34 protein-coding genes are annotated in these 26,145 nt (G+C 60.3%); 3 read left to right on the top strand and 31 right to left on the bottom strand.

Annotation, left to right across the window (positions count from 1 at the left end; genetic code table 11):
• Positions 1 to 5: 5 nt before the first annotated feature.
• Genes AA105894_RS14860 through AA105894_RS14850 form a run of 3 tightly spaced genes read left to right on the top strand, consistent with a single transcriptional unit; the run spans position 6 to position 7,995 of the window.
• A complete protein-coding gene (locus AA105894_RS14860) occupies positions 6 to 3,185 on the top strand; it encodes an efflux RND transporter permease subunit (protein WP_267312421.1) in 3,180 nt (1,059 codons plus the stop codon).
• Positions 3,182 to 6,460 (top strand): efflux RND transporter permease subunit, encoded by a 3,279-nt coding sequence (locus AA105894_RS14855; RefSeq protein WP_267312420.1) that lies wholly within the window; start codon positions 3,182 to 3,184, stop codon positions 6,458 to 6,460. The genes AA105894_RS14860 and AA105894_RS14855 overlap by 4 nt, the downstream gene beginning before the upstream one ends.
• On the top strand, positions 6,457 to 7,995 hold the full coding sequence (locus tag AA105894_RS14850; protein ID WP_267312419.1) for an efflux transporter outer membrane subunit: 1,539 nt from the start codon (positions 6,457 to 6,459) through the stop codon (positions 7,993 to 7,995). The genes AA105894_RS14855 and AA105894_RS14850 overlap by 4 nt, the downstream gene beginning before the upstream one ends.
• An 85-nt stretch (positions 7,996 to 8,080) precedes the next feature.
• On the opposite strand, the gene AA105894_RS14845 is transcribed toward AA105894_RS14850, so the two are convergent.
• The 31 genes from AA105894_RS14845 to tuf all read right to left on the bottom strand — a co-directional run bounded on the left by AA105894_RS14845 (position 8,081) and on the right by tuf (position 26,094).
• Positions 8,081 to 8,254 (bottom strand): DUF1328 domain-containing protein, encoded by a 174-nt coding sequence (locus AA105894_RS14845; RefSeq protein WP_023978976.1) that lies wholly within the window; start codon positions 8,252 to 8,254, stop codon positions 8,081 to 8,083.
• 86 nt (positions 8,255 to 8,340) lie between these two features.
• Positions 8,341 to 8,754, bottom strand: a complete 414-nt coding sequence (locus AA105894_RS14840) for an ASCH domain-containing protein (protein ID WP_267312418.1) — start codon at positions 8,752 to 8,754, stop codon at positions 8,341 to 8,343.
• Between the two features lie 78 nt (positions 8,755 to 8,832).
• Positions 8,833 to 10,194, bottom strand: a complete 1,362-nt coding sequence (locus AA105894_RS14835) for an MFS transporter (protein ID WP_267312417.1) — start codon at positions 10,192 to 10,194, stop codon at positions 8,833 to 8,835.
• A gap of 298 nt (positions 10,195 to 10,492) precedes the next feature.
• Complete coding sequence (gene rplQ, locus AA105894_RS14830; RefSeq protein WP_062164123.1) at positions 10,493 to 10,918, bottom strand: 50S ribosomal protein L17; 426 nt, start codon at positions 10,916 to 10,918, stop codon at positions 10,493 to 10,495.
• A 38-nt stretch (positions 10,919 to 10,956) separates the two neighbouring features.
• Positions 10,957 to 11,976, bottom strand: a complete 1,020-nt coding sequence (locus AA105894_RS14825) for a DNA-directed RNA polymerase subunit alpha (RefSeq protein ID WP_023978980.1) — start codon at positions 11,974 to 11,976, stop codon at positions 10,957 to 10,959.
• Positions 11,977 to 12,132: 156 nt separating this feature from the next.
• Positions 12,133 to 12,525 (bottom strand): 30S ribosomal protein S11, encoded by a 393-nt coding sequence (rpsK, locus tag AA105894_RS14820; protein ID WP_023978981.1) that lies wholly within the window; start codon positions 12,523 to 12,525, stop codon positions 12,133 to 12,135.
• A gap of 92 nt (positions 12,526 to 12,617) precedes the next feature.
• Positions 12,618 to 12,995, bottom strand: coding sequence for a 30S ribosomal protein S13 (gene rpsM, locus AA105894_RS14815; protein WP_023978982.1), 378 nt, complete (start codon positions 12,993 to 12,995; stop codon positions 12,618 to 12,620).
• 224 nt (positions 12,996 to 13,219) lie between these two features.
• Complete coding sequence (locus tag AA105894_RS14810; RefSeq protein WP_267312416.1) at positions 13,220 to 13,795, bottom strand: adenylate kinase; 576 nt, start codon at positions 13,793 to 13,795, stop codon at positions 13,220 to 13,222.
• On the bottom strand, positions 13,792 to 15,171 hold the full coding sequence (secY, locus tag AA105894_RS14805) for a preprotein translocase subunit SecY (protein WP_188426062.1): 1,380 nt from the start codon (positions 15,169 to 15,171) through the stop codon (positions 13,792 to 13,794). Before secY ends, AA105894_RS14810 begins: the two co-directional genes overlap by 4 nt.
• A 110-nt stretch (positions 15,172 to 15,281) precedes the next feature.
• On the bottom strand, positions 15,282 to 15,767 hold the full coding sequence (gene rplO, locus AA105894_RS14800) for a 50S ribosomal protein L15 (RefSeq protein WP_267312415.1): 486 nt from the start codon (positions 15,765 to 15,767) through the stop codon (positions 15,282 to 15,284).
• Position 15,768: 1 nt separating this feature from the next.
• Positions 15,769 to 15,954, bottom strand: a complete 186-nt coding sequence (rpmD, locus tag AA105894_RS14795; protein WP_025840910.1) for a 50S ribosomal protein L30 — start codon at positions 15,952 to 15,954, stop codon at positions 15,769 to 15,771.
• Positions 15,947 to 16,528 (bottom strand): 30S ribosomal protein S5, encoded by a 582-nt coding sequence (gene rpsE / locus AA105894_RS14790; protein ID WP_188426064.1) that lies wholly within the window; start codon positions 16,526 to 16,528, stop codon positions 15,947 to 15,949. The genes rpmD and rpsE overlap by 8 nt, the downstream gene beginning before the upstream one ends.
• 13 nt (positions 16,529 to 16,541) lie before the next feature.
• Complete coding sequence (gene rplR, locus AA105894_RS14785; protein ID WP_035446907.1) at positions 16,542 to 16,904, bottom strand: 50S ribosomal protein L18; 363 nt, start codon at positions 16,902 to 16,904, stop codon at positions 16,542 to 16,544.
• Entirely contained in the window at positions 16,904 to 17,440 is a 537-nt protein-coding gene (rplF, locus tag AA105894_RS14780) for a 50S ribosomal protein L6 (protein WP_188426065.1), read from the bottom strand. Before rplF ends, rplR begins: the two co-directional genes overlap by 1 nt.
• Positions 17,441 to 17,450: 10 nt before the next feature.
• Positions 17,451 to 17,849 carry a 30S ribosomal protein S8 gene (rpsH, locus tag AA105894_RS14775; protein ID WP_188426066.1) on the bottom strand — a complete coding sequence of 133 codons (399 nt, stop codon included), beginning with the start codon at positions 17,847 to 17,849 and terminating at the stop codon, positions 17,451 to 17,453.
• Positions 17,850 to 17,860: 11 nt separating this feature from the next.
• Positions 17,861 to 18,166 (bottom strand): 30S ribosomal protein S14, encoded by a 306-nt coding sequence (gene rpsN / locus AA105894_RS14770; protein WP_188426067.1) that lies wholly within the window; start codon positions 18,164 to 18,166, stop codon positions 17,861 to 17,863.
• A gap of 115 nt (positions 18,167 to 18,281) precedes the next feature.
• The gene (rplE, locus tag AA105894_RS14765) at positions 18,282 to 18,848 is read right to left on the bottom strand and encodes a 50S ribosomal protein L5 (protein ID WP_188426068.1); all 567 of its coding nucleotides are present in this window, start codon (positions 18,846 to 18,848) and stop codon (positions 18,282 to 18,284) included.
• Positions 18,849 to 18,858: 10 nt separating this feature from the next.
• Entirely contained in the window at positions 18,859 to 19,179 is a 321-nt protein-coding gene (rplX, locus tag AA105894_RS14760) for a 50S ribosomal protein L24 (protein WP_025840917.1), read from the bottom strand.
• On the bottom strand, positions 19,179 to 19,547 hold the full coding sequence (gene rplN / locus AA105894_RS14755; protein ID WP_025822040.1) for a 50S ribosomal protein L14: 369 nt from the start codon (positions 19,545 to 19,547) through the stop codon (positions 19,179 to 19,181). Before rplN ends, rplX begins: the two co-directional genes overlap by 1 nt.
• 14 nt (positions 19,548 to 19,561) lie before the next feature.
• The gene (gene rpsQ / locus AA105894_RS14750) at positions 19,562 to 19,843 is read right to left on the bottom strand and encodes a 30S ribosomal protein S17 (protein ID WP_025885438.1); all 282 of its coding nucleotides are present in this window, start codon (positions 19,841 to 19,843) and stop codon (positions 19,562 to 19,564) included.
• Positions 19,844 to 19,856: 13 nt separating this feature from the next.
• On the bottom strand, positions 19,857 to 20,090 hold the full coding sequence (rpmC, locus tag AA105894_RS14745; RefSeq protein ID WP_025822036.1) for a 50S ribosomal protein L29: 234 nt from the start codon (positions 20,088 to 20,090) through the stop codon (positions 19,857 to 19,859).
• A gap of 2 nt (positions 20,091 to 20,092) precedes the next feature.
• Positions 20,093 to 20,509, bottom strand: a complete 417-nt coding sequence (rplP, locus tag AA105894_RS14740; protein ID WP_023978997.1) for a 50S ribosomal protein L16 — start codon at positions 20,507 to 20,509, stop codon at positions 20,093 to 20,095.
• A gap of 47 nt (positions 20,510 to 20,556) precedes the next feature.
• The gene (gene rpsC, locus AA105894_RS14735) at positions 20,557 to 21,234 is read right to left on the bottom strand and encodes a 30S ribosomal protein S3 (protein ID WP_023978998.1); all 678 of its coding nucleotides are present in this window, start codon (positions 21,232 to 21,234) and stop codon (positions 20,557 to 20,559) included.
• Position 21,235: 1 nt separating this feature from the next.
• Positions 21,236 to 21,667: a 50S ribosomal protein L22 gene (gene rplV / locus AA105894_RS14730; protein ID WP_188426069.1), complete on the bottom strand. Its 432-nt coding sequence runs from the start codon at positions 21,665 to 21,667 to the stop codon at positions 21,236 to 21,238.
• 2 nt (positions 21,668 to 21,669) lie between these two features.
• Positions 21,670 to 21,948, bottom strand: a complete 279-nt coding sequence (gene rpsS, locus AA105894_RS14725; protein ID WP_023979000.1) for a 30S ribosomal protein S19 — start codon at positions 21,946 to 21,948, stop codon at positions 21,670 to 21,672.
• 17 nt (positions 21,949 to 21,965) lie between these two features.
• Positions 21,966 to 22,796, bottom strand: a complete 831-nt coding sequence (rplB, locus tag AA105894_RS14720; RefSeq protein ID WP_188426070.1) for a 50S ribosomal protein L2 — start codon at positions 22,794 to 22,796, stop codon at positions 21,966 to 21,968.
• Between the two features lie 16 nt (positions 22,797 to 22,812).
• Positions 22,813 to 23,109, bottom strand: coding sequence for a 50S ribosomal protein L23 (locus AA105894_RS14715; RefSeq protein ID WP_188426281.1), 297 nt, complete (start codon positions 23,107 to 23,109; stop codon positions 22,813 to 22,815).
• A gap of 41 nt (positions 23,110 to 23,150) precedes the next feature.
• Positions 23,151 to 23,765, bottom strand: a complete 615-nt coding sequence (gene rplD, locus AA105894_RS14710) for a 50S ribosomal protein L4 (RefSeq protein WP_188426071.1) — start codon at positions 23,763 to 23,765, stop codon at positions 23,151 to 23,153.
• Between the two features lie 12 nt (positions 23,766 to 23,777).
• Complete coding sequence (gene rplC, locus AA105894_RS14705) at positions 23,778 to 24,461, bottom strand: 50S ribosomal protein L3 (protein WP_025822021.1); 684 nt, start codon at positions 24,459 to 24,461, stop codon at positions 23,778 to 23,780.
• A gap of 10 nt (positions 24,462 to 24,471) precedes the next feature.
• Complete coding sequence (gene rpsJ / locus AA105894_RS14700; RefSeq protein ID WP_007282720.1) at positions 24,472 to 24,780, bottom strand: 30S ribosomal protein S10; 309 nt, start codon at positions 24,778 to 24,780, stop codon at positions 24,472 to 24,474.
• Positions 24,781 to 24,903: 123 nt separating this feature from the next.
• Positions 24,904 to 26,094 (bottom strand): elongation factor Tu, encoded by a 1,191-nt coding sequence (gene tuf, locus AA105894_RS14695; protein ID WP_188426282.1) that lies wholly within the window; start codon positions 26,092 to 26,094, stop codon positions 24,904 to 24,906.
• Positions 26,095 to 26,145 lie beyond the last annotated feature (51 nt).

Genomic DNA, 26,145 nt, shown 5'->3' with positions numbered 1-26,145 from the left:
CGCCCATGAACCCGTCACGCCTCTTTATCGATCGTCCGGTCGCAACCTCGCTGCTGATGCTGGCGATCATGCTGACCGGGTTTCTCGGCTATCACTTCCTGCCGATATCGGCCCTGCCTCAGGTCGAATATCCCACTATCACGGTCTCGACCTTCTATCCGGGCGCTGGCCCGGATGTGATGGCCACCTCCGTCACGGCGCCGCTCGAGACGCAGCTCGGCCAGATGCCAGGCCTCGACCAGATGACCTCACAGTCTTCCGGCGGTGCCTCTGTCATCACGCTGCGCTTCGGGCTCGACATGTCGATGGATATCGCCGAGCAGGAGGTGCAGGCGGCCATCAACCAGTCCAATTCGCTGCTGCCGACCGATCTGCCTGCCCCGCCGATCTATGCCAAGGTCAATCCGGCCGACACCCCCGTTCTGACCCTTGGCATCACCTCGCGCACCCTGCCCCTTACCGAGGTGCAGGATTTCGTGAATACGCGCCTGCAGCAGCGCGTCAGCCAGATTTCGGGGGTCGGTCTCGTCACGCTTTCGGGTGGCAACCGCAAGGCCATCCGGGTCAGGCTCAATATTCCCAAGCTGACTTCCTATGGCATCGCGATCGATACGGTTCGCACCACCATCGGGACGGTCAACATCAACTCGCCTACAGGCACGTTCGACGGGCCGCATCGCTCGACCACGCTGCGCATCGATGGCCAGATCTCTTCTGTCGACCAGTTGATGAACCAGATCATCGCCTATCAGAATAACGGCCCGATCCGCCTGCGCGATGTCGGCACCGTCGTTCAGGGGCCGGAGAATGATCAGCTCGCCGCCTGGTCGGACAAGACACCTGCGCTCATCCTGAACGTTCAGCGCCAGCCCGGCGCCAATGTCATCTCGGTGGTCGATAATGTGCTGGCCGTGCTGCCGGAACTGCGCAAGACCCTGCCCCCCGGCATCGAGATCACGCCGCTGACCGATCGCACCACCACCATTCGCGCCTCGGTGTCGGATGTGGAATTCGAGCTGGCCATGGCCATGCTGCTCGTTGTCGCAGTGATCTTTGTCTTCCTGTTCAACGTGCCTGCCACGATCATCCCGAGCCTGAGCGTACCGCTGTCACTCATCGGCACGCTGGCCGTGATGTATCTGCTCGATTTCTCTCTCGATAATCTTTCGCTCATGGCACTCACCATCGCGACAGGCTTCGTGGTTGATGACGCCATCGTCGTGATCGAGAACATCGCGCGCTATATCGAGATGGGCGAAGACCGCTATACGGCGGCCGTCAAGGGATCGCAGGAGATCGGCTTTACGATCATCTCGCTGACAGTCTCGCTGATTGCCGTGCTGATTCCGCTGCTGTTCATGAGCGATGTCGTGGGACGCCTGTTCCATGAATTTGCCATGACGCTGGCCATCACCATCGTGATTTCGGCCATTGTCTCCATCACCCTCGTGCCGATGATGTGCGCCCGCCTGCTGAGCGAACGCCCGCATGATGCCGAGCACGGCACACGCTTCCAGCGCCTGGCTGCCAAGGTCGGCAACGCGATCGATCGTGTCATCGCCGGTTATGCGCGCTGGCTCGATTTCGTGCTGCGCCACCAGACGGCCACGCTCATTGTGGCGCTGGGCACGTTCGTGCTGACCTTCGTGCTGGCCATGGCCATTCCGAAGGGCTTCTTCCCCCGTCAGGATACGGGCGTGGTGCAGGGCATCACGGAAATGGCCCAGGCCATCTCCTTCGACAGCATGAAGAAGCATCAGGAAGCGGTGATTGCCGAGGTTTTGAAAGACCCCGACGTCGCCAGCGTGTCGAGCTTTGTCGGCGTCGATGGTCAGAACATGACGCTCAATGTCGGGCGTATGCTGATCAATCTCAAACCGCTGGAACAACGCACGAGCGGGCTTTCAGCCATTCTCAAGCGCCTGGCCGCCAATGGCAGCGCAACGCCCGGCGCCCGGCTCTATCTGCAGCCGGTGCAGGATCTCTCGCTCGATTCAACGGTTTCGGCCACGCAGTATCAGTTCCTGCTTGAAAACCCCGATTACGACACGTTCAAGATCTGGGTTCCCAAGCTCCTGACCGCGCTGCAGAACGAACCCGCTCTGGCCGATGTGACCTCAGACCTTCAGGCTGAAGGGCTGGTGGCCCATGTCAATCTCGACCGCACCAATGGCGCACGCTATTCGATCACGCCCCAGACGATCGATAACCTGCTCTATGACAGCTACGGCCAGCGTCAGATCTCGACGATCTACACGCAGTCAAACCAGTATCGCGTTATCCTCGAGACCGAGCCGCGCTTCCAGCACGATCTGGCGAGCCTGAACCAGCTTTATCTGCCCGGCATCTCCAGCGAGGCAGGCCAGAGCTCTTCAGGCCCCACACGACTGCCGACATCGGGGCTGGTGCCGCTGCATCAGGTGACGACCATCACAAAGGGTCTGGCACCGCTGCTCATCACGCATTTTGGCCAGTTTCCGGCAACCACGATCTCGTTCAACGTGGCCGATGGCTATTCGCTCGGTACGGCGACCAATGCCATCGATCATGCGGCGACAAGCATCGGCCTGCCGCCAGCCTTCCAGAGCGCGTTCCAGGGCACGGCAGCGGCTTTCCGTTCGTCGCTCAGCAATGAGCTCTATCTGGTAATTGCGGCCCTCATGGCGGTCTATATCGTGCTGGGTGTGCTCTATGAGAGCTTCATCCATCCGATCACCATTCTCTCGACCCTGCCCTCAGCCGCCATCGGGGCGCTGCTGGCCCTGTCGCTTTGCGGCATGGATCTGGATGTGATGGGCATTATCGGCATCGTGCTGCTGATCGGCATCGTGAAAAAGAACGCCATCATGATGATCGACTTCGCCCTTGAGGCGGAACGTCTCGACGGGCTTGCGCCTCTCGATGCGATCCGTCGCGCTGCGCTGCTGCGTTTCCGCCCGATCCTCATGACCACGCTGGCTGCGTTCTTCGGCGCGCTGCCGCTGATGCTCGGTCAGGGTGTCGGCTCCGAACTGCGCCGCCCGCTTGGTGTCGCCATTGTCGGCGGGTTGCTGCTGTCGCAGCTCCTGACGCTGTTCACCACGCCGGTCATCTATCTGCTGATGGATCGCATAGCTGCGGCCACACGCCGTCGCTTCGGTATGCGCAGCATGTCCGAGCGTCTTGCTGAACAGGGTGGCGAGTGAACATCACCCGCCCCTTCATCCTGCGGCCGGTCGCGACCTCGCTTCTGACCGCAGCGATGCTGATCGCCGGCCTTCTGGCCTATACGATGCTGCCCGTGGCCGATCTGCCCAATGTGGATATGCCCGTCATCATGGTGCAGGCCCAGCAATCGGGCGGCTCACCCACCGAAATCGCCAGCACCATCGCGGCGCCGCTCGAGCGCCATCTGGGCGCCATTGCCGGTCTGTCCGAGATGACCTCGCAATCGATGGTCAATCAGGCCCGGATCATTCTTCAGTTCGATCTGTCGCGTGACATCAATGGTGCCGCACGCGATGTCGAAGCGGCACTGCAGGCAGCCCGCGCCGATCTGCCCACCACGCTGCGCACAAACCCGAGCTATCAGAAGGCCAACCCGAACGGTGCGCCCATTCTGGTCATGGCGCTGACCTCGCCCACCAAAACGCCCGCCATGCTCTATGATCAGGCAACGAATGTGCTGCAGCAGCAGCTTAGCCAGGTGCAGGGCGTGGGCGAGGTTGAAGTGGGCGGCGGCGCGCTGCCTGCCGTGCGCGTCGAGGTCAACCCGCTTCTGCTCTACAAATACGGCATCGGCTTTGAGGACGTGCGCGCCTCTCTGGCCTCTGCCAACGCCAACACCCCCAAGGGCTTCATCGATTCCAACGGGTTTCGCTTCACCCTCGATACCAATGATCAGGCAGAAAAGGCGCAGGCCTATCGCGATCTGATCATCGCCTATCGCAATGCGCGCCCCGTGCGTCTGTCGAGCGTGGCCGAGATCAATGACAGTGTCGAAAACCTGCGCACGCTCGGCGTCTATAATGGCCAGCGCGCCGTCGTGGGGCTGGTCTTCGCGCAGGCAGGGGCCAATGTCGTCAAGACCACGGATGAGATCAAGGCGCGGCTGCCGCTCATCCGCGCTGCCCTGCCGCCCGATATCGACCTGCATATCGCCGTCGATCGCTCCAAGACCATCCGTGCCGCGCTCGATGACACCAAGCTGACGCTGATTCTGGCCGTCATTCTGGTGGTGCTGGTCGTTCTCGTCTTCCTTCAGTCGGCACCGGCCATTCTGGTGCCTGCCATCGTGGTGCCCACCTCGATCATCGCGACATTCGCAGCCATGAAGCTCATGGGGTATCAGCTCGACAACATGTCGCTGATGGCCCTGACCATCTCGACAGGCTTCGTGGTCGATGACGCCATCGTGGTGCTGGAGAATATCACCCGCTACCTCGAACAGGGATTGTCACCGCTCAAGGCCGCCCTGACCGGCGCTGGCGAGGTCGCCTTTACGGTCGTCTCCATCACGCTTTCGCTGATCGCGGTTTTTGTCCCCATCATCCTGCTGGGGGGTATTGCCGGACGCCTGTTCCACGAATTCGCCATGACGATCTCGATCACGCTGGTGATCTCGATGATCCTCTCGCTCTCTCTTACCCCGATGATCTGCGCCCTGCTGCTGCGCCCTGCAAAGACAGAACACAAGCGTGCGCGCATCGCGATCTATCTCGACCGCCAGATCACCCGCATTACCGACGGCTACGTGGTCTCTCTTGACTGGTCGCTGCGCCATCGCTGGCTCATGCTGCTGAGCCTGCCGCTCACCCTGTTCATCGCCGGCGCCCTTTTCGTGAAAATGCCGAAAGGGTTTTTCCCGGACGAGGATACCGGCATGATGATGGGCCACATCATTGGTGACCAGTCTTCCTCGTTCAGCCAGATGAGCGACAAGACCTATGAGGTGGCCAAAACGGTCTCGCAGGATCGCGACGTGGAGGCGATTGTCGGCTTTCTTGGCGGCAGACAGGCCAATCAGGCCAATCTTTTTGCCTCGCTCAAGGACAAGTCCGCGCGCAATGACACGGTGACCCAGACCATCGAAAGGCTGGGCCGCAAGTTCAGCAAGATGGTTGGCGCCGAAATCTTTTTCATGGCTCCCGGCGCCGTGCGGGCAGGAGCCCGTGGTGGCAATGCCTCCTACCAGTATGCGCTGCAGGGCCCGGATGCCGACGAGCTTTTCGCCCTGACGCCGAAAGTCGTCGAAGCCTTCCAGAAGCTTCCCGAGTTGATGGATGTCTCATCGGACCTCAGCGAAGGCGGCTCGGCGCTTGATGTGAAGATCAATCGCGACCTCTCCTCACGCTTTCAGATCACCCCGCAGCTCGTCTCCAACATTCTCTATGACGCCTATGGTCAACGCACGGCGTCGGTCATCTACAAGCCCATCAACCAGTATCATGTGATCATGGAAGCCGCACCGCGCTTCTGGAAAGACCCGACCTCGCTCAACCAGGTCTGGATCAGCACATCCGGTGGCACGGCTTCTGGCAGCGTCGCGTCGAACCGGATCCGCGTCGTCACAACCAGCACGGATTCAACCAGCGTTTCGACCGCCGATTCGAATTACCAGAACCAGATGGCCAATAGCCTGGCCGGGGGCAGCAACACCTCATCGGGTTCTGCTGTTGCGACCAGCACTGAAACGATGGTGCCGCTTTCCCTCACCTCTCATATCCTGCCCGGTACGACCGCGCTCAGCGTCAATCATCAGGGGCAATCTGTCGCCACGACGATTTCCTTCAACCTGCGTCAGGGCGTGTCTCTGGGTGATGCCGTGACCGCCATCAACGCGGCGCTGGTCAAGCTGCACGTGCCTTCTGACATCCAGGGCGGTTTTGCAGGCAATGCCGCACTGTTCCAGAAATCGGTCAATGACGAACCGCTACTGATTCTCGCTGCACTGGCAGCGGTCTATATCGTGCTGGGCGTGCTGTATGAGAGCCTGGTGCATCCCATCACCATTCTCTCCACCCTGCCCTCTGCCGGTGTGGGTGCCATTCTGGCCCTGCAGGTTTTCGGCGAGGAGTTCTCGCTGATCGCCATGATCGGCGTGATCCTGCTTATCGGGATCGTCAAGAAGAACGCCATCATGCTGATCGATTTCGCCATGCAGGCCCAGCGCGAGGGCGCCACGCCCGAAGAGGCCATCCGCATGGCGAGCGCGCTGCGGTTTCGCCCTATCATCATGACCTCGCTCGCCGCAGCGCTCGGGGCGGTTCCGTTGATCATTGCCAATGGTTATGGTGCAGAATTGCGCCGCCCTCTCGGCATTTCCATTCTCGGTGGTCTGGTGGTCAGCCAGGCCCTCACCCTTTACAGCACGCCCGCCGTGTTCCTGACGCTCGACGCCATGGGACGCGCGGTCAAACGCCGCCTTCATTCTCTCGTCGCACTCTTCCGCCCGCGCCATCAGGATCAGACTCAAGGATGACTCCCTTTCCGTCCCGCTCAGCCCGACGCTTCAGCCTCCTTGCCGCATGTTGCACGCCCCTGCTTTCAGGCTGCTTCATGGTCGGTCCTGACTATCACCGCCCTCATGCTGTCATCTCGGCAAAGTTCAAGGAGGCCCCAAAGCCACCGCCGGGCTGGGGCGTGGCACAGCCGCAGCTCGCCGAAGCCTCCAAGGGGGCCTGGTGGGAGATCTATCATGACCCGCAGCTGAACTGGCTTGAGTCGCAGGTCGCGATCTCGAACCAGAACGTCAAGCAATACGAAGCCCAGTATCGCAAGGCGGAAGCCACGATCGATTCGATACGCGCCCAGCTCTTTCCGACGCTTTCGGGCTCGTTCAGCTTCAGCCGGAACGCACAGGGTGGCAGTTCGCGCAGCGCAAGCACGGGCTCTGTGGTCAATTACTCGTCCACCACCACGGTCAATACCTGGAATACAGGTCCTTCCGCTTCCTGGACGCTCGATGTGTGGGGGCGTATTCGCCGGCAGATTCAGCAGCAGGTTACCGCCACTCAGGCCAGCGCAGCAGATCTGGCCAATGCCCAGCTCTCCTATCAGTCGCAACTGGCGAATGCCTATTTCAACCTGCGCTACCAGGACAGCCTGAAGAAGCTCTATCAGGACAATGTCGGCTATTTCCAGCAGGCCCTGACGATCGTGCAGAACCAGGTCGATGCCGGCGTGACTGACCCGAGTTCGCTCTGGCAGGCGCGTTATCAGCTGCAGCAGACACAGGCCCAGGCCACACAGGCTGGCGTGGCGCGTGCCCAGTACGAGCATGCCATTGCCGTCCTGATTGGCCGCGCCCCTGCCGATCTGAGCATTCCGGTTGGCACCCTGACGACAACGCTGCCGACGCCTCCGACGGCCGTTCCGTCGCTGCTCTTGCAGCGTCGCCCCGATATCGCTGCGGCAGAACGCAACATGGAAGGGTATAATGCCGAGATCGGCTATTACATCGCCGCCTTCTATCCGGAGATTTCGGTCAGCGCGACCTATGGCTATAGCGGCAACCCTCTGCAAACCTTGATCCAGGCAGCCACACGTTTCTGGTCGCTGGGTGCCTCATCGACCGAGACCCTGTTCAATGGTGGCGCTCGTACGGCGGCAGTGCGTTCGGCCCGTGCCGATTACGACGCCTCTGTCGCAACCTACCGTCAGACCGTGCTGACCGCCTTGCAGGGCGTGGAGGATAATCTCTCCAATCTGCGTATCCTGAACGAACAGATGATCGATCAGGATGTCGCGGTGAAATCTGCGCAGGAAGCCGTTCGCGTGTCGATGAACGAATATATTGCTGGTACGCAGACCTACACGACCGTGCTGACCAGCCAGCAGAACGCCCTGAGCTACGAAGTGCAGGCACTGGGCATTCACCAGAATATCGCCATTTCACATGTCGACCTGATTGTGGCCCTTGGCGGTGGCTGGGATGTCTCGCAACTGCCGAGCAAGGCGTCTCTCCAGACCAACAACCCGCTTCTTCCCGAATTCATGTCCAAGACGAAGCAATAAGGCTCGGGTGTTCAAAGACCGGAGCACAAAAAAAGGGGAAGGCCCAAAGGCCCTCCCCTTTTTTATTGTTCAGACTCCTGGTCGGTCAGGTCACTGCCTTGCCGACGAACACCGCAATGACGAGAAACAGCACGAACAGCGCGATGAACAGGAAGAAGAGAATCTTCGCGATACCGGCGGAAGCGGCCGAGATACCGGTAAAGCCGAACAGACCCGCAATCAGCGAGATGATCAGGAAGAAAATAGCAAGCTTGAGCATGGGAGAGCCCTCATTGTTCTGTCCGGGGTCAACGCGATGTCGCAATGAAAGTTCGTCCTGTAATCTCCTTGCGGTTACCGCATGTCTTATGGGATTTCGGGAAACACAAACACGACAGCAAATTCCTCGCACCAGAGCTCCATCGTCTCACTGAACTGGTTCAGGCGACGGAAATAACGCTCATGCTCGCGCCGCCAGTACGCGAGGCTTCTGTCGCCTTCCCCTTCCTTTGCAGCGAAATCCTCGCCCACATCGCAATAGCGTCTTTTCTTGAGGCTGCGCGTCTGCGTGATTGCCCGAGGCTGATCCCTGCCGTCACAGACGACGCTCAATTTGCCTATACGCGTCTGCTGCCCGTCGGAGGCAGCCCAACAGGTTCCGGTCTTGAGACCGCGCAGAACGAGATCGAGAAGTTCGTCGGCCAGGGCCGGACTATCGCCGAAGGAGAAGCGCTCAAGGCTTCCCCAGTCTTTTGGCGGTTTGGGAAGAAGATCAGACATCGACCCAGAAAAAAGGCGCCGTCGACAACTGTCAACGGCGCCTTGCGAGTGCAACAGATAGCCTCGCTGCGGCGGGGCCTAGTGCCCGACTGCCGTGATGCTCTCACCCCGGGCGAGCGCCTCCTGCGTATAGCGGCGGGCTTCATCAGAGATGCGCAGGGTGACTGTCATGCCAGCAGCAGCGAGATAGATCAGGGCGAAAGCCCAGATGATCCCCTCCATGCCGAAGCCGAAGACGCTCTCACAGATACCGGCAATGGCAGGACCAACCCAGGTGCTTGCACCCGCGCCCAGACCAAGAATCGAGAGCGCTGCAGCCTTCTCCTTCGGGCAGATCTGCGGCATCAGGCCGGAGAGCGGCACGAAGGCGGCTACAGTAGCGCCATAGAAGATGCCAACCGCCGCTGCAGCAGCAAAATTGCCCGGATACCAGACCGGAATGTAATAGAAGAGCGGGATCGAGACAAAACCACCGATACCGCCGAAGACCGACACGATGAACCGGTGACCCAGCGCATCAGCCAGCATGCCCGATACCAGATTGAACAGGATGTTGCTGAGGAAGATCAGGGAAAGCAGGTTCAGCCACTGCCCCTGGGTGAAGCCCAGATGGTCAATGAAGAAGGCGGGCATGATCGCAAGGAAGGCATATTCCGACGACGTGTCGATGGTGCGCACGATACCCGCAATAAGGGTCTTGGGCTCACGCCACATGATGCTGATCGAGCCAAAGAAGATGTCTTTCGTGCTCACATGGTCGGGCAGGAGACGCTTCTTGCCAGTGGGTTCATGCGTAAAGAGCAGGGCCACCAGACCACCCAGAATGACGAGGCCGAGCGAGCACCAGAATGTCGCCAGTTCGCCGATAGCAGGAATGGCATAGCGCGCGAACTGCGAGCCCAGCGTCGGCAGACCGGCCGAGAAGGAAAACCAGAACCAGCCCGCAGCGGAGCCCAGCATGTTGGCAGGCGTTGCGGCAGCAATCCAAACGAGAAAGCCGTAGGCAAAGAGCGGATAGGCAAAACCGCGCAGCGTGTAGAACAGGAGCGTCATCGTGAAGTTGTTGGGGCCGAGGCCGAGCGCGAGCAGCCCGACTTCCAGAACCGCCCAGAGGATCAGACCGATCCACATCACCTTCTTGGGCCCGTAGAGATCGGAAAGCGGCCCTGAGAACCAGGCCGAGATCATGACCGTTATACCGTAGGTCGTGAACAGCAGGTTCACGTCGCCCTGGGTATGGCCGTTATGGAGCATGAAGGTATCGAGATAGCCTGCCTCAACGCCGTCGCCGATCATGAACAGCAGCAGGCCGACGAAGCCGAAGAAGAGAGGGCGTGGAATACCGAGGATCTCTGCGATCCCGCGTCTCTGGGTGGTGGTTGCCTCAGACAAAGAAGCTCTCCTGTATCTACACGCAGCACGAGCGTTGCCGGACCTCATTGCCCGGGGCGGCATGGGATGCGTGGTGACTGGTCCTACGAGAGTGCTCGGACCTGTATGGGGGCCAGGATCGATGAACGCCGTGATGCGCCCAGATATCCGTCCTGACATCGCAATTCCGCATGAATACGGCGATGCGACCCAATCTGCTCATATATCCCACGCTTCGCGCTCAGATTGATCAGATCGGCTTGTTGAGACGGTCTTAACCGAATTGAGAAGAATTTGTAAGCCAAAAACAAAAAGGGCCGGACAGATCCCTGCCCGGCCCTCCTCGCACTCACTGAAGCGTGTAGCTTCAGGCAGCCATCGGCTCTTCACCGGACTGGTTGAACACCGGGCCGCTATCCTTGCCCTTGGCGTCAACGTCGCGGTCAACCATTTCGACAACAGCCATGTCAGCGTTGTCGCCATAGCGAACGCCAGCCTTCAGAACGCGGGTGTAACCACCCGAACGGCCCTGATAGCGCTCTGCAATGGTCGAGAACAGCTTGGTGACGATGGTCTCGTCGCGCAGCTGGGCAAAGGCCTGGCGGCGAGCGTGCAGCGTGCCACGCTTGCCGAGGGTGATCAGCTTCTCGACGATCGGGCGAATTTCCTTCGCCTTGGGCAGCGTCGTCGTGATCTGCTCGTGCTTGATGATAGCCACGGCCATGTTGCGGAACATGGCAGCGCGGTGGGTCGAGGTAACATTGAGCTTACGCCCAGCAACACCATGACGCATGATCGGGTTTCCTTACTCTACTTTCTTCCGGATGGGGCTCAGAACGTCTCGTCGAGACGCTTTGCCAGATCCTCAATGTTCTCGGGAGGCCAGGCCGGAACATTCATGCCCAGCGACAGACCCATGGAAGTCAGGACTTCCTTGATTTCATTCAGCGACTTGCGTCCGAAATTCGGCGTGCGCAGCATTTCCTGTTCGGATTTCTGCACGAGATCGCCGATATAGACGATGTTGTCGTTCTTCAGGCAGTTCGCGCTACGAACGGAGAGTTCGAGCTCGTCAACCTTGCGAAGCAGGTTACGGTTGAACGGCAGATCGTCACGCGGCTCTTCCTGACGGACCGGGCGCGGCTCATCGAAATTGATGAACAGCTGCAGCTGGTCCTGCAGGATGCGGGCTGCGAGAGCGAGGCTGTCTTCCGGCGTAACGGCACCGTTGGTCTCGACCGTGAGCAGAAGCTTGTCGTAATCGGTGACCTGACCAACGCGGGTCGGCTCAACCTTGTACGAGACCTTGCGAACCGGGGAGTAGATCGCGTCGATGGGGATAAGCCCGATCGGTGCGTCTTCCGGACGGTTTGCAGCAGCCGGGACGTAGCCCTTGCCCATGTTGACCGTGAATTCCATGCCGAGCTTCACGCCGTCATCAAGCGTGCAGATCACGAGGTCGGGGTTCATGATCTCGATGTCATGACCGGCCTGGATCTGGCCTGCACGCACTTCGCCGGGGCCAGTAGCCGTCAGCACCATGCGCTTGGGGCCTTCGCCATGCATACGCAGGGCAAGCTGCTTGATGTTCAGCACGATATCCGTCACGTCCTCGCGGACGCCCGGCACGGACGAGAACTCATGCAGCACGCCGTCGATCTGGATCGCCGTTACAGCGGCGCCCTGAAGCGAAGACAACAGAACGCGACGGATCGCATTGCCGAGTGTCATGCCGAAACCACGCTCCAGCGGCTCGGCGATCACCGTGGCTGTCTGCGTGGGCACGGAGCCGGGCGCGACTTCCAGCTTTTCCGGCTTGATAAGGGACTGCCAGTTCTTCTGGAGGACCAATGTCGTGGCCTTTCAAACAACTTGTCCCGCTGGGGCCCAACGGAACATCAACCGCGCCGGAGCGCGGTCAGAACGTGCCGGTGGCCTCTCCCGGGGGAGAAACCACCTACGGACGGGTGGTGACAGACGAGCGGCCCCCGAGGGGGCCGCAGTCAATCAGACGCGACGACGCTTGCGCGGACGGCAGCCGTTATGCGGCACCGGGGTCATGTCGCGGATCGACGTGATCGAGAAGCCAACGGCCTGAAGGGCGCGGAGAGCGCTCTCACGGCCCGAACCCGGACCCGAAACTTCGATTTCCAGCGTCTCCATGCCGTGGTCGCGAGCCTTGCGGCCAGCGTCTTCAGCAGCAACCTGAGCGGCATACGGGGTCGACTTGCGCGAACCCTTGAAGCCCTGGGCGCCAGCCGAAGACCAGGCAATCGAGTTGCCCTGGGCGTCGGAGATGGTGATCATGGTGTTGTTGAACGTCGAAAGAACGTGCGCGACACCAGAGATGATGTTCTTGCGCTCCTTCTTGCGGATACGCGGAGTTGCGGCCTTGGCCATAGTGAGGTCGTCCTGTCAGTCTTGGCAATGAGCGAAGGGCAGAGGACAGCCTGTTGGCCGCCACTCGCCACGATCCGCTTAAGATGCGCGAATTAGCGCGTAGCTTTCTTCTTACCGGCAATCGCTACGGCCTTGCCCTTGCGGGTACGGGCGTTCGTGTGCGTACGCTGGCCGCGCACCGGCAGACCACGGCGATGACGGAGGCCACGATAGCAACCAAGGTCCATCAGACGCTTGATGTTCATCGCGGTTTCGCGGCGGAGGTCACCCTCGACGCGGTAATCGCCATCGATCAGTTCGCGGATCTTCACGATCTCATCGTCGCTCAGCTCGTTAACGCGCTTCGCTTCAGGTACTTCGAGCTTGGAGCAGATTGCCTTCGCCGTCGACGGACCAATGCCGTAGATGTAGCTCAGGGCAATGACTACCCGCTTGTTCGTCGGAATATTTACGCCGGCAATACGCGCCACGCCACTCACTCCCTGCCCGACCGAGTAGGTCAGGCTCTCTTTTTGCTTCGACCCAAAGCTTGGGCCAGTTCAATCGAAACTGTTCAGTCCGCTAAAGAATCGACCGCTCTGAAAGGGTCGATCACGGCGTCTGACAGCACCTGTGTCGAGGGCGCGCAATATATCGAGCACCCCCTGCGAGTCAAATAAAACCGTTCACTTTTGCGTGATCGGCTTCATGAGCCTCATTTGTCAAGGCCTAGCGCCGCCACGATCGACGCATGCACAGCCTCAAGGCTCTGCATGCCATCAACGCGGCGCAGGCGGCCTGCGTTCTCATAATAAGGCAGGATCGGGGCCGTCTGGTCCTTGTAGACCTGGATACGACGACGCACCGTCTCCGGCTCGTCATCCGCACGTCGCGAGCCATCAGGCGCGCGACGTGACGCAAGACGGGCCACAATCTGCTCGGCATCGACCTCGATGAGGATCACGGCGTCAATCTTGACCCCACGCTCCTGCAACATGACGTCGAGTGCCTCTGCCTGGCTTTCCGTACGCGGGAATCCGTCGAGGATGAATCCCTGCGCACAATCGGCCTTGAGCGTGCGGCTCTTGATCAGGTCGATCATCACCTCGTCGGAGACAAACTGCCCGGACTCGACAATGCTCTTCACCTTGAGGCCGAGCGGCGTCCCCTCTGCCATCTCGTTGCGCAGCATATCCCCGGTGGAGATATGAGCGAGCTTGAATTCCTGCTCAAGCAGATCGGCCTGGGTGCCTTTTCCTGCACCTGGCGGGCCAAGAAGGATGATGTTCATCGACGACGCATTCCTCTCGCCTGATCCGCCTTGCCGTTACCGCGACCGCGCTGCTTGCGAATCAGACCCTGATAGCGATGGGCAACGAGATGCGACTGAACCTGGGTCATGGTGTCGATCGTCACCGAGACGATAATGATCAGACTCGTGCCACCAAAATAGAAGGGCACGTTGTAACGGCTGATCAGGATCTGCGGAAGCAGACACACCGCAACAAGATAGAGAGCACCGATCGTCGTCAGACGCGAAAGGATACGATCGAAATAACGCGCCGTGTTCGACCCCGGACGGATGCCCGGCACGAATCCACCCTGCTTGCGCAGGTTCTCAGCCGTTTCTTCCGGGTTGAACGTCACCGCGGCATAAAAATAGGAGAAGAAGAGGATCATCACCGCGTAGAAGACCATATAGAGCGGCTGACCCTGCCCGAACTCCTGCCCAAGGGTGTTGACCCAGCCAGGCACATTTTTGCCGTTCATGAAGCCCGAGATCGTGACAGGGATCAGCAGCACCGACGAGGCGAAGATCGGCGGAATGACGCCAGCCGTGTTCACCTTGAGCGGCATATGCGACGAATCACCGCCGAACATCCGGCTGCCGACCTGCCGCTTGGGATACTGGATGACCACACGACGCTGCGCCTGCTCCATGAACACGATGAACGCGATCGTAGCACCGGCAAGCACCAGGAAAAGCAGCACGAAGAAGGGCGACAATGCCCCCGTGTAGCCCAGCTGGAAGAGGCTAGAGAGCGCATGGGGCAAATTGGCAACGATACCGGCGAAGATGATCAGCGAAATGCCGTTGCCCACGCCACGCGAGGTGATCTGCTCACCCAGCCACATGAGGAACATCGTTCCGCCCACGAGGGTGATCACACTCGACAGGATGAAGAACGGACCCGGTGAAACCACCGCAAGCGTACCGGTCTTCGTCGCCATGTGCTCGAGCCCGACCGCGAGACCATAGGCCTGGAACAAGGCAATGAGCACGGTGAGGTAGCGCGTGTAAGCGTTGAGCTTCTTGCGCCCCTGCTCACCTTCCTTCTTCAGCGCTTCCAGCGACGGCAGTGCCGTCGAGAGCAACTGCACGATGATCGAGGCGCTGATATAGGGCATGATGTTGAGCGCAAACACGGCCATACGACCGAGTGAGCCACCGCTGAACATGTCGAACATGCCGATGATGCCGCCCTGGTTCTGCTGCAGCAGCTGCCCCAGGACTGTCGCGTCGACACCGGGCACCGGAATATAGGTGCCGAGGCGATAGATGATGAGCGCGCCCAGCGTGAACCAGATACGCTTTTTCAACTCGGTCGCCTTGGCGAACGAGCTCAGATTGAGATTGGCGGCAAGCTGCTCGGCTGCGGAGGCCATCCACCGGTCCTTTCAACAAAAACAGCGTCACCGCGCAGGCGCGGGACGCTGTTCATGATTACCTGTGCCCGCCCTGCACCGCAACGGCACAGAGCGTTCTTATCGGGCGATCAGGCCTCGGCGGGAGCCTCGGCCTTGGCGGCAACCTTGACAGAGCCACCAGCCTTCTCGACAGCCGCGATAGCGGTTGCGGAAGCACCGGAGACTTCGACGGTCACAGCGCGGGTCAGCTCGCCCTTTGCCAGCAGGCGGATACCGGCATACTTGCCAGTGCCAACCAGACCAGCGGCGCGCAGCACCTCTTCCGTGATCGTCACGCCTGCCTGAAGCTTGCCATCAGCCAGTGCACGGTCGATGGCGCCCAGGTTCACAGGAGCAAATTCCTTGCGGAAGATGTTCTTGAACCCGCGCTTCGGCATACGGCGATACAGCGGAAGCTGACCACCCTCGAAACCATTCAGGGATACGCCTTCACGGGCCTTCTGACCCTTGACGCCGCGACCCGAAGTCTTGCCTTTGCCCGAGCCGATACCACGACCCAGACGCTTCTTGCGGTAACGCGCACCGGCGTTATCGCGCAGTTCATTAAGGTTCATATCAACCCTCCACCTGGATAAGGTGGGCAACCTTGCGGATCATGCCGCGAACTGAAGGGGTGTCCTCCAGCTCACGCTCACTGCCGATTCCGCGCAGACCGAGACCCACGAGGGTATCAGCCTGGCCGGGCTTGCGCCCGATAGCGGAAGCGATCTGCTTGACGCGAACAGTCTTGTTCTCAGCCATGGGTCGCCTCCGCTGCGTCTTCGGTCTGCGAATCGCGCTTGGCGAACAGCTCGGACGCCTTCTTGCCACGGCGGCTTGCGACAGCGCGGGGGCTGCTGCAACGCTCGAGCGCGTCGAAGGTCGCCTTGACCATGTTATGCGGGTTACGGGTCCCGAGGGACTTCGCAACAACGTCGTTTACGCCCAGCGATTCGAAGACAGCGCGCATCGGGCCGCCTGCGATGATCCCGGTTCCGGCTTCAGCTGCACGAACCACGACCTTGCCAGCACCGAAATGCCCGAAAGAATCGTGATGAAGCGTACGGCCTTCCTTCATCGGAACGCGGATCATGGTGCGCTTAGCGCGTTCAGTCGCCTTGCGGATTGCCTCGGGAACTTCACGAGCCTTGCCCGCACCATACCCAACGCGACCCTTCTGGTCACCAACCACAACCAGAGCAGCAAAAGCGAAACGACGTCCGCCCTTTACCACCTTGGCCACGCGGTTGATGGTTACCAGCTTGTCGACCAGATCGTCGCCTTCGCGTTCCCGCTCGCGACCACCACGGCCGCCTTCTCTTGGCTCACGTGCCATGTGTGATCCTTCCTTAGAACGAAAGGCCGCCCTCACGGGCAGCTTCGGCCAGCGCCTTGACGCGGCCATGATAGAGATATGCACCGCGATCGAACACGACCGCCGTCACGCCAGCGGCGAGAGCGCGCTCTGCAACCAGCTTGCCGACAACCGAAGCGGCTTCGACATTCGCGCCGGTCTTGCCAGCTTCGCGCAGGGTCTTTTCGAGGGTCGAAGCGCTGGCGAGCGTTACGCCCTGCGCATCGTCGATAACCTGTGCATAAATGTTCTTGCCTGAACGGAAGACCGACAAACGCGGCCGGCCACCGCTCTTGCGGCGAAGCTGGAAGCGAAGCCGCTGACGGCGCCGTTCCTGCAATCCATGCTGCGTAGCCATTATTTCTTCTTGCCTTCCTTACGACGGAGAACTTCGGTCTCGTAACGCACGCCCTTGCCCTTATAGGGTTCCGGCTTGCGGAAGTTACGGATGTCGAGCGCAACCTGACCAACACGCTGCTTGTCGTTCCCTTCGACCGTAATGGCCGTGGGACGAGGCGTGGTGATCTTCACGTCGGCGGGGATCGGATAGACGACGTCATGGGAATAACCCAGGTTCATCACCAGGTTCGAACCCTGCACGCTGGCACGGAAACCCGTTCCGGTGATTTCCAGCGTCTTGCTGAAACCCTCGGAAACGCCCTTGACCAGATTAGCGACGATAGCGCGGGTTGTGCCCCACATCGTCCAGGTCTCACGCGAACGGTTACCGACCGGCTTGATCGACACCTTGCCGTCTTCGACCTTGGCCTCGACGAAACGCGTCAGCGGCATGCTCAGAGAGCCACGCTTACCCTTGGCCGTCAGCGACCCGTTGGCAATGGAAACGTCCACGCCTGCAGGAATGACAACCGGATACTTGCCTACTCGTGACATGTGATCCTCCTTAGAAGACGCGGCAGAGGACTTCGCCACCGACATTCGCGGCGCGAGCCTCGATATCCGAAAGGATACCGCGCGGGGTGGACAGGATCGACACGCCGAGACCGGCATACACGCGCGGCAGTTCCTTGATCTTGGAATACACGCGACGGCCCGGCTTGGACACGCGGTGGATTTCCTTGATCACGGGCTGGCCGTCAGCATATTTCAGCTCGATGCGCAGCTGGGAGATACCGGCACGCAGCTCTTCCGTGGTGTAACCACGAATATAGCCTTCGCGACGCAGCGCTTCCAGAACGTTTGCACGCAGCTTGGAAGCAGGTGCGATGCAAGCCGCGTGACGGGCACGCTGGGCATTGCGAATGCGGGTGAGCATATCACCCAACGGATCGGATAGGGACATTCGCTTCTACCTTACCAGCTCGACTTGACCATACCGGGGATCTGGCCGGTTGAGGCCAGGTCGCGCAGAGCGATACGGCTCAGCTCGAACTTGCGGTAGTTCGCGCGGGGACGTCCCGAAACCTTGCAGCGCAGACGGAAACGAACGCGCGACCCGTTGCGCGGCATTTCTGCCAGCTTCAGGGTTGCGTCGAAACGCTCCTCTACCGGAAGGGTCCGGTCCTTGATGATATCTTTCAACGCGGTCCGCTTCGCCTTGTCGCGCTGCGCCATATAGGCGCGCTTGGCGTTGCGGTTCACGGCGGAGATTTTTGCCATGCTAAATCTTCTCCCGGAACCTGTCGGGCCAATCCCAACGGTTTTCCAAACAGCGTGTGTATATAGGGAGCCGGGATTGCTTTGGAAAGCAAAAAACCCGGCTCAACCCGATAAATCAGGCAGTGAAGGGCAGATCGAACGCCTTGAGCAGCGCTTTTGCCTCTTCATCCGTCTTCGCCGTGGTGACGAAGATGATGTCCATGCCACGTACGGAGTCGATCTTGTCGTAATCGATTTCCGGGAACACGATCTGCTCCTTGATGCCCATGGCAAAGTTGCCACGACCGTCAAAGCCCTTGTTCGGGGGCAGACCGCGGAAGTCACGGATGCGCGGCATCGCGATCGTCACGAGACGATCAAGGAATTCGTACATACGCGTGCGACGCAGGGTCACCTTGCAGCCGATGGGCAGGCCTTCACGGATCTTGAAGCCGGCGATTGCCTTGCGGGCAACCGTCTTGACGGGCTTCTGACCGGAGATGGCTGCCATTTCGGCAACGGCGGCATCGAGCTGCTTCTGGTCGCCGGCGGCTTCGCCAACGCCCATGTTCAGGACGATCTTTTCCAGCTTCGGTACCTGCATGATGTTCTTGTAGGCAAACTGCTCGCGCAGCTGGCTACGAAGGACATCATTGTAACGCTGCTGCAGGCGCGGCTGAACGCGGATAATGGTCTCGCTCATGGTCGCCCCCTTAGCCTTCGATTACTTCGCCGGTCACCTTGGCGACGCGGACCTTGCGCCCGTCCTCGAGCTGACGGAAACCGACGCGGGTCGGCTTGCCGCTCTTCGGATCGACGAGCTTCAGGTTGGACAGATGGACCGGCATTTCCTTGGCGATAATGCCGCCTTCCTGGTTCATGCGGGTCGGCTTCTGGTGACGCTTGGCCACCGCAACACCGCGCACGATGGCCTTCTCGACCTTCGGCAGAACAGCAAGGACCTCACCGCGCGTGCCGCGCGACGAGCCGGAGAGGACCAGAACCTGGTCACCCTTCTTGATACGAGCAGCCATTATAGCACCTCCGGAGCCAGGGAGATGATCTTCATGAACTTGCGCGCACGCAGCTCACGAACCACCGGGCCAAAGATACGCGTGCCGATGGGCTCCATCGACTTGTTGATCAGCACAGCCGCATTCTTGTCGAAGCGGATGGCGCTGCCGTCAGCGCGACGAACAGGATAGGACGTGCGAACGATGACGGCCTGATGGACGTCACCCTTCTTCACCTTGCCGCGGGGAATCGCTTCCTTGACGGACACGACGATCACGTCGCCGACCGAGGCGGTTTTCCGCTTGGAGCCGCCCAGCACCTTGATGCACTGCACCTGACGAGCGCCGGAGTTATCGGCGACTTCCAGATTGGTCTCGGGATGGATCATTTCTCAGTCCCCTCTTACGCTGACGCCTGAGCCGGTGCCGTCGCCGCTGCCTCAAGGGCTGCGCCGTTACGGGTGATCACCGTCCAGGTCTTGCGCTTGGAAATCGGAGCGCATTCTTCAATGCGCACCGTGTCTCCGATCTTGCACTCATTCAGCTCGTCATGCGCCGCATACTTCTTAGAGCGACGAATGAACTTCTTATAGAGCGGGTGCATAATGCGGCGATCAACAAGAACGGTAACCGTCTTGTCCATCTTGTCGCTTGTCACTCGCCCCGTCAGGACGCGCCTCGGCATCGTCCGTCTCCTCTCAGGACTCTGCGGTGGACGTTTTTGCGCCCACCTTGTTCTTCGATTGATGCGCAACCGTCTTGATGCGAGCAATCGCACGACGGAGTACGCGAACGCGGCCGACTCCCTCTGACTGGCCCGTGGCAGCCTGGAACCGGAGGTTCAGCTGCTCACGCTTCAGGTCGAGAAGAAGGGCATCGAGCTCATCAGCGGATTTGGCGCGCAGATCGGCTACCTTGTATGCGTCAGCCATGATCAAGCCTCCCCAATCCGGGTGATGAACTTGGTCTTGATCGGCAGCTTTGCTGCGCCAAGAGCCAGTGCCTCACGTGCCACTTCAGGCGGCACGCCTTCGATTTCAAACAGCACGCGGCCAGGCTTCACGCGGGCTACCCAGAACTCGGGCGAGCCCTTGCCGGAGCCCATTCGGACTTCGGCAGGCTTCGTGGAAACCGGCAGATCCGGGAAAATCCGGATCCACACGCGACCTGCACGCTTCATGGCGCGGGTGATCGCGCGACGTGACGCTTCGATCTGGCGTGCCGTGATACGTTCGGGTTCGAGAGCCTTAAGGCCGAACGCGCCGAAATTCAACGTCGTTCCGCCCTTGGCCAACCCATGAATGCGGCCCTTGTGGGCCTTGCGAAACTTAGTCCGCTTCGGGGAAAGCATGGTGTCGTATCCTCATGCGCCTCGCGGCGCTTGTCATAATCTACTGCTCAGCGCTGCGGCGCTTGTTCCGCTGCACGACGGTCCTGAGCCATCGGATCATGGGCAAGGATTTCACCCTTGAAGATCCAGACTTTCACACCGCACGTACCATAGGTCGTCTTGGCAGTGGCGATACCGTAATCGATGTCGGCGCGCAACGTGTGAAGTGGCACGCGACCTTCGCGATACCACTCGATACGAGCGATTTCCGCACCACCGAGACGGCCGGAGCAGTTGATACGAATACCCTGTGCACCCAGACGCATGGCGGACTGAACCGCACGCTTCATGGCGCGACGGAAGGCAACGCGACGCTCGAGCTGCTGCGCGATGTTCTCGGCGACCAGGGTCGCGTCGATCTCGGGCTTGCGAATCTCGACGATGTTCAGCGCAACATCGGTCTTTGCCAGACGGCTAAGATCCTTGCGCAGAGCATCGATGTCCTGCCCCTTCTTGCCGATGACAACGCCCGGACGTGCTGCATAGATCGTGACGCGCGGCTTCTTGGCCGGGCGTTCGATCACAACGCGGGAGACGCCTGCACCCGACAGCTTACGACGCAGGTAAGCGCGCAGCATCAGGTCTTCGTGCAGCAGACGGGAATAGTCGTTGCCAGCGTACCAGCGGCTATCCCAGGTGCGGTTTACGCCGAGCCGGAGCCCGATCGGATTGACTTTGTGTCCCATATCAGGCTGCCTTCTGCTCTGCTGCGTCCTTGCCCTTGCCCTTCGGCGCAGGCGCTTCGTCTGCAGCGCGCTCGGCAACGACGATCTTCAGATGGCTGAAGAACTTCTCGATGCGCGAGGAACGACCACGGCCACGAGCGTGGAAACGCTTCATGACGATCGACTTGCCAACTTCTGCGGTCTTAACCACGAGCTGATCGACATCGAGCTGATGATTGTTCTCTGCGTTTGCAACAGCGCTCTCGAGGGTCTTGCGGACCTCCTGAGCGATGCGGCGACGCGAGAACGTCAGCGCTGCGATTGCCTTGTCTGCCGGCTGGTTGCGAATCATCGCTGCAACCAGGTTCAGCTTGCGCGGGCTGACGCGGATGTTGCGGGCAACTGCCTGCGCTTCCGTGTCAGCGAGTGTGCGAATGTGCTTCGGCTTGCTCATGATCAGCCCCGCTTCGACTTCTTGTCGGAAGCATGACCCGGGAACGTGCGCGTCGGCGAGAACTCACCGAACTTGTGCCCGACCATGTTTTCCGTCACCTGCACCGGCAGGAACTTGTGGCCATTATAAACGCCGAACGTGAGCCCGACGAACTGCGGCAGGATGGTGGAACGACGCGACCAGATCTTGATCACCTCATTACGACCCGAAGCGCGTGACGCTTCGGCCTTGCCGAACAAGTACCCGTCAACGAACGGGCCCTTCCAGACGGAACGTGCCATCTCTGTTTGCCCCCTTCTTACTTGCCGGTCTTGCGGCGACGGATGATCAGGCTGTCCGTCTTCTTGTTAACACGAGTCTTGTAGCCCTTGGTCGGCTTGCCCCACGGCGTAACCGGATGACGGCCACCAGAGGTACGACCTTCACCACCACCATGCGGATGGTCGACCGGGTTCATGACGACGCCGCGGTTATGCGGACGACGGCCGAGCCAACGGTTACGACCGGCCTTGCCGAGATGCTGGTTCATGTTGTCGGGGTTCGAAACCGCACCAACAGTTGCCATGCATTCGCCACGGACGAGACGAAGCTCACCGGACTGCAGCTTGATCTGCGCATAGCCGGCATCCTTGCCGACCAGCTGGCAGTACGTGCCAGCCGAACGGGCGATCTTGCCACCTGCACCGGGCTTCAGCTCGATGTTGTGCACGATCGTACCGACAGGCATCGCGCCCAGCGGCATGGCGTTGCCCGGCTTCACGTCGGTGCGTTCGCCAGCGATCACCTGATCGCCAACCTTAACGCGCTGCGGCGCCAGGATGTATGCCAGCTCGCCGTCTTCGTACTTGATCAGTGCGATGAAGGCGGTGCGGTTCGGGTCATATTCCAGACGCTCGACCGTACCGGCAACGTCGAACTTGCGACGCTTGAAGTCGACATAGCGGTAGGACTGCTTGTGCCCGCCGCCACGGAAACGCGACGTGGTGCGGCCGTGATTGTTACGACCGCCCGTCTTGTTCTTACCCTCGGTCAGCTGCTTGACCGGCTTGCCCTTGTAGAGCTCGCTGCGGTCGATCAGAACCGTGCCACGTGTGCTCGGCGTCGTGGGATTAAAGTGCTTGAGTGCCATGGTATCCTATCCCGCGTCAGCCCAGCTTCGCGGTGAGGTCAATGGACTGACCTTCCGCAAGCTGAACATACGCCTTCTTGATGTCCGAACGGCGACCAGGACGGCCCTTGACCATCTTGGTCTTGCCTTTCTGCACCAGCGTGTTCACGGAGACGACCTTGACGCCAAAGAGCGTCTCGACCGCAACCTTGATTTCCGGCTTAGCGGCCGTCATGGCCACGCGGAAAACAACCTGGTTGCGCTCGGAAAGGGCCGTCGCCTTTTCGGTGATGAGCGGCGCGCGAACGATGTCGAACATCGATTCGCGTGTCATACGCAGCGCCTTGTTACGGCGCGCAAGAACGATGCTCGTGGTCATGCCAGGCGCTCCTTGAGACCCTCGAGCCCAGCGCGCGTCAGCACGAGAACGTCGTGGTTCAGAATGTCATACACATTGGCACCGATCGTGGGCAGCACGTCGATCTTGGGCAGGTTGCGCACAGCGCGACCGAAAGCCACATCGACGGCACCGTCAACGATCAGGGCAGAGGACCAGCCGAGTGCTGCCAGCTTTGCAGCGGCTTCGCGGGTCTTGGTCACACCTGCTGCCTGATCGATCACGATCAGCTTGCCTGCAGCTGCCTTCTGCGACAACGCAGAGATCAGGCCAAGGCGACGCACCTTCTTGGGGAGGTCATAGCCATGATCGCGAACGACCGGACCATGAACAACGCCACCGGTACGGAACTGCGGAGCGCGCAGCGAGCCCTGACGAGCCGAGCCGGTGCCCTTCTGGCGGAACGGCTTCTTGGTCGTGCCAGAGATTTCGCCCATGCCCTTGGTGCGGTGCGTACCAGCGCGGCGCTTGGCCAGCTGCCAGTGGACGACGCGCGCCATGATGTCCGCACGCGGAGTCGCGCCGAACAGTTCCTCTGGCAGAGACACCGTGCCGGCGCTGCCATTATCGAGGGTTTTGATATCGTATTCCATCGCCCTCAGTCCTTAACCGGCGGCCGCTGCAGTCGCTGCCGGGTACGGCGCATCTGCATGGCGGGCCTTCTTGATCGCATCGCGGATCATCACCAGGCCATCCTTGGCACCCGGAATCGAACCACGAACCATGATCAGGTTGCGTTCGGCATCAACGGCTGCCACTTCGAGGTTGAGCGTCGTGATACGCTCGTCACCCATGTGACCGGCCATTTTCTTGCCCTTGAAGACCTTGCCCGGATCCTGGCGCTGACCCGTCGAACCATGCGAACGATGGCTGATGGACACGCCGTGGGAGGCTTCAAGACCAGCGAAGTTCCAGCGCTTCATGACGCCGGCGAAGCCTTTGCCCTTGCTGGTGCCGGTGACGTCGACCTTCTGGCCAACGACGAAATGGGCCGCAGAGAGCTTTGTGCCAGCCTCAAGCACGGCATCTTCTGCCACGCGAAACTCGACAAGAGTCTTCTTCGGCTCCACCTTGGTGCGAGCATAATGGCCACGCATCGGCTTGGTGACGTTCTTCACCTTAGCCTTGCTCATGCCGACCTGTACTGCCGTGTAACCGTCACGCTCCTGCGTGCGGGTATCCACAACCTCGACCTCGTCGAGATGCAGCACTGTGACCGGCACGTGTGTGCCATCTTCCTTGAATAGCCGGGTCATACCCAGCTTTTTTGCGATCAATCCGGTACGCATCGTCTGGACCTTAAAGTTTGATCTCGACATCAACGCCAGCGGCGAGGTCGAGCTTCATGAGGGCGTCCACGGTCTGCGGTGTCGGCTCGACAATGTCGAGCAGGCGGCGATGAGTCCGAATTTCGAACTGCTCGCGGCTTTTCTTGTCCACATGTGGGGAACGGTTCACGGTGAACCGCTCGATATGCGTCGGTAGCGGGATAGGACCCCGAACCCGCGCACCCGTACGCTTCGCCGTGTTTACGATTTCCTTCGTGCTGTTGTCGAGCACGCGGTGATCGTACGCCTTTAGGCGAATGCGGATGTTCTGGTTGTCCATCTTACCAATAATCCAACTCGTTGGGGTTCGGGTCTTACCCTGCTCCCTCCTGGCCCCTGGTAAAGCCGACCCCGGCCGGATCACTCCGACCGGGGCCAGCCAATTCAGGGCCCGTGCTTAAAATCAGGCGCTGATCGAAGAGACCACGCCTGCACCGACGGTGCGGCCGCCTTCACGGATAGCGAAGCGGAGACCTTCGTCCATGGCGATCGGAGCGATGAGCTCGACGTCCATGGCGATGTTGTCACCCGGCATGACCATTTCCGTGCCTTCCGGCAGCTGAACGACGCCCGTGACGTCGGTCGTGCGGAAATAGAACTGCGGACGGTAGTTTGTAAAGAACGGAGTGTGACGTCCGCCTTCTTCCTTCGTGAGGATGTAAGCCTCAGCCTTGAAGTTCTTGTGCGGGGTGATCGAACCCGGCTTTGCAAGAACCTGGCCACGCTCGACGTCTTCACGCTTCGTGCCACGAACCAGCGCACCGATGTTGTCACCGGCCTCACCGCGATCGAGCAGCTTGCGGAACATCTCAACGCCCGTAACGGTCGTCTTGATGGTGTCCTTCAGGCCGACGATCTCAACTTCGTCACCAACGTTCACAACGCCGCGCTCAACACGACCCGTGACAACCGTACCACGACCCGAGATCGAGAACACGTCTTCGATCGGCATCAGGAACGGACGGTCAACCGGACGCTCCGGCTGCGGGATGTAGGTGTCGACTGCTTCCATCAGCTCAAGCACGCGATCTTCACCGATCGTGGCGTCGCCGTCTTCAAGCGTCACCAGAGCCGAACCCTTGACGATGGGGATATCATCGCCGGGGAACTGGTAGGACGAGAGAAGCTCACGGACTTCCATTTCGACGAGCTCGAGCAGCTCGGCGTCGTCAACCTGATCGACCTTGTTCAGGAACACGACGAGAGCCGGAACACCAACCTGGCGAGCGAGCAGGATGTGCTCACGCGTCTGCGGCATCGGGCCGTCAGCAGCGGACACAACCAGGATCGCGCCGTCCATCTGGGCGGCACCCGTGATCATGTTCTTGACGTAGTCAGCATGGCCCGGGCAGTCGACGTGGGCGTAGTGACGGTTCTTGGTCTCGTACTCAACGTGAGCGGTGGAGATCGTGATGCCGCGAGCGCGCTCTTCAGGAGCAGCGTCGATCTGGTCATACGCACGGAAGGTCGCGCCGCCGGACTTGGCAAGCGTCTTCGTGATTGCAGCCGTCAGTGAGGTCTTGCCATGGTCAACGTGACCGATGGTGCCGATGTTGCAGTGCGGCTTCGTCCGCTCAAATTTAGCCTTAGCCATCATTCTCTCCATAACCCACCGCCGAATAAGCGGCGGGGAAGATTGCTAATT

Source organism: Asaia spathodeae NBRC 105894, from assembly GCF_025994195.1.
Taxonomy (GTDB): Bacteria; Pseudomonadota; Alphaproteobacteria; order Acetobacterales; family Acetobacteraceae; genus Asaia; species Asaia siamensis.
Note: the sequence above shows the minus strand (reverse complement) of the source record. Positions and strands in the feature narration are given on the sequence as shown.